This window comes from Rhodoplanes roseus, from assembly GCF_003258865.1.
Taxonomy (GTDB): domain Bacteria; phylum Pseudomonadota; class Alphaproteobacteria; order Rhizobiales; family Xanthobacteraceae; genus Rhodoplanes; species Rhodoplanes roseus.
In genome coordinates this window covers 1-3075 of sequence record NZ_NPEX01000458.1, presented here as the reverse complement: position 1 = coordinate 3075, position 3075 = coordinate 1, and the positions used below count along the sequence as shown (strand labels likewise).

General features: G+C 70.1%; 3 protein-coding genes. All 3 read left to right on the top strand.

Annotated elements, in window-relative coordinates:
- The first annotated feature begins 207 nt into the window (after positions 1–207).
- The 3 genes from CH341_RS30035 to CH341_RS30025 all read left to right on the top strand — a co-directional run bounded on the left by CH341_RS30035 (position 208) and on the right by CH341_RS30025 (position 3006).
- Positions 208–879 (top strand): RraA family protein, encoded by a 672-nt coding sequence (locus tag CH341_RS30035; RefSeq protein WP_111423128.1) that lies wholly within the window; start codon positions 208–210, stop codon positions 877–879.
- Complete coding sequence (locus CH341_RS30030) at positions 876–1964, top strand: Ldh family oxidoreductase (protein WP_111423126.1); 1089 nt, start codon at positions 876–878, stop codon at positions 1962–1964. The genes CH341_RS30035 and CH341_RS30030 overlap by 4 nt, the downstream gene beginning before the upstream one ends.
- Positions 1965–2037: 73 nt before the next feature.
- On the top strand, positions 2038–3006 hold the full coding sequence (locus CH341_RS30025) for a Bug family tripartite tricarboxylate transporter substrate binding protein (protein WP_111423123.1): 969 nt from the start codon (positions 2038–2040) through the stop codon (positions 3004–3006).
- The last annotated feature ends 69 nt before the right edge of the window (positions 3007–3075 follow it).

Sequence of the window (3075 nt, the reverse complement as noted above, 5' to 3'; positions counted from 1 at the left end):
CGAACCATGTGGCCACCCGACCTCCGGGGCCGCCCTCGCCGTTCGAGACGCGGCCTGCGGCCGCTCCTCAGGGTGAGGGCGGAAGGGGTGGAGGCTCGCGGCACGACGCTACGAGACGTATTCTGTATCAATCGGAGCCTAGCAAGTTATTGGACGTCTGTTCAAGCCGCGCCTAGCGTTTGGGCACCACGAGATCCGGAAGGTCCCATGTCCATCGGCTTCAGCATCGCCCCCCGCGCCCCCGCCATCGATCCCGCCGTGCTGGCGGCATTCGAGGGCGTTCCCACTCCGATCGCCAGCGACAACATGGCCCGCCTGTTCGCCGGCGGCACCGGCCTGCGGCCGTATCACGACGGCACGCCGCTGCTCGGTGTGGCGCTCACGGTGCGCACCCGGCCGGGCGACAACCTGATGGTCCACAAGGCGATCGATCTGGCCGAGCCGGGCGACGTGATCGTCATCGACGCCGGCGGCGAGCTGACCAACTCGATCCTGGGCGAGATCATGACGACGCTGGCGGCCAAGAAGGGCATCGCCGGTTTCGTCGTCGACGGCGCGGTGCGGGACACCGACAGCATGGCGACGCGGCCCTTCGCCGTCTATGCGCGCGGCGTCACGCATCGCGGGCCCTACAAGGACGGCCCTGGCGAGATCAACGGGCTGATCAGCGTCGGCGGCATGCCGGTGCGTCCGGGCGACATCGTCATCGGCGACGCCGACGGCGTGCTGGCGATCCCGCGCGACGAGGCGGCCGCCATCGCGGCGCTCTGTCACGCCCAGATGGAGCGCGAGAAGGTGATCCTCGCCTCGATCGCGGACGGCACCGTGGACCGCAGCTGGGTCGACGCGACCCTGGCGGCGCGGGGCTTCAAGCCGTGAGCGGCGCCGTCCGGGCCGAGGATCTCGGCGCCTTCTGCGCCGCGGTCTTCGAGGCAGCCGGCGTGCCGGCGCACGTCGCCAAAGTGGTGGCGGACTCGCTCGTCTGTGCCGACCTGCGCGGCGTCGAGTCGCACGGCGTGCTGCGGATGCCGATCTATCTGAAGCGCGTCGCCGGCAAGATGATCGAGGTCGCCGCCGAGCCGCGCATCGAGCGCGAGGACGGCGCCACGGTGCGGATCGACGGCGGCAACAATTTCGGCGCCTATGTCGGCCAGAAGGCGCTCGAGGTGGCGCTCGACCGCGCCGGCCGGCACGGCGTCGCCTGCGTCGGCGTGCGCGCCTCCAATCACTTCGGCACCGCCGCGTATTTCGCCGAGCAGGCGACCGCGGTCGGCTATGCGGCGATCGTCATGTCGAACGCCTCGCAGACCATGCCGCCGACCGGCGGACTGCGTCCGTTCATCGGCACCAACCCGCTGGCGATCGCGTTTCCGACCCGCGAGGGCGCGCCGTTCCTGCTCGACATGGCGACCAGCCACGTCGCGCGCGGAAAGATCCTCTCGGCGGCCAAGCGCGGCGAGACCATCCCGCTCGGCTGGGCGATCGACAAGGCCGGCCGTCCGACCACCGACGCCGATGCGGCGCTCGACGGCGCGGTGCTGCCGGTCGGCGGCGCCAAGGGCTCCGGCCTCTCGATGGGGATCGACATCCTGTCGGGCGTGCTCACCGGCGCCGGCTACGGCCCGCACATCCGCAACATGTACGAGGACTGGCACGCGCCGCAGAACGTCGGCCACTTCTTCCTGGTGCTCGACATCCGCCGCTTCCTGCCGCTCGCCATGTTCACCGAGCGGCTCGCCGACTACGTCGCGCTGCTCAAGGCGGAGCCGAAGGCGGACGGGTTCACCGAGATTCTCTACGCCGGCGAGTACGAGCATCGTCTCGCCGAGGCACGGCGCGCCGAGGGCGTCGTCCTGCCTCCGGCCCTGGTCGAGGAGCTCACCGCCATCGGCCGCGAGAAGGGCGTCGCCTGGCCGGCCGTCACGACCGGTCCCACCAGCGGAAAGGTCGCCGCGAAAGCCTGACACGCCCCGTCACGACGGGGCGGACGGAGCCCCCGAACCAAAACAGAACACCGTCATCGTGGGAGGTGACACAATGATCGACCGACGTCGCTTTCTCGCTGCCGCCCTCGGAACGGCGGCGGCTCCGGGGGTCTTGGCGCGGGCCGTCTCGCCCGCGGCCGCGCAGGCCGGTTGGCAGCCCAACCGCGTGGTCCAGATTTTCGTCGGCTTTCAGGCCGGCGGCGGCACCGACGTGATCGCCAGGCTCTACGCCGCGGCGGCCGACGAACTGGCGCCCGTGAAGTTCGTCGTGGTGAACCGGCCGGGCGGCGCCGGCGCCATCGCGGCCGACGTGGTCGCGCATCTGGAGCCGGACGGCTACTCGCTGCTGCTCGGCGGCGGCAGCGAGAGCACCACGCTGCCGCACTACACCAAGCTCAACTACAAGCTCGACGACTTCAAGGCGATCGGCCGCGTCAATCGCGAGCACATGGTGCTGGTGACCAATCGCAAGGGGCCGCTGGACAGCGTCGACGCCCTGGTGAAGCGTGCGAAGGAGAATCCCGGCAAGCTCGCCTATGGATCCTCCGGCGTCGGCGGCATCCTGCATGCCGGCTTCCAGGCGTTCGAGAAGGCGGCCGGCATCGAGCTCAATCACGTGCCGTATCGCGGCGGGGCGGACGCCTTCAAGGACGTGCTCGGCGGCTCGATCGACATGACGCTGGTGATCCCGGCCGAGGCCAAGTCGCAAGCCGACGCCGGCAACGCCTACATCCTGGCGACGTTCTCGGATCGCAGTGCGATCATTCCGGACGTGAAGGGGATGGCCGAGCTCGGCTACCCGATGTCGATGGACAACATGAAGGGGTTGCTGATCTCGTCGCGCACGCCGGAGCCGATCGTGCAGTGGCACCGCGACCTGTTCACCCGGGTGATGCAGAGCGAGCGCGCCGCCGAGCTGGCCAAGCGCATGAATGTCGAGCTCGGTTATCTCGACGGACCGGCCTTCATGAAGGCGATGGCCGACACCTCGAACCAGGTGCTGGCGCTGCGCAAGGGGTGAGCCGGTCGCGATCGGACGCTGCGAGCGCTCACCGTGTCTGTCGTCCCGGGGCGGCGCGAAGCGCCGAAC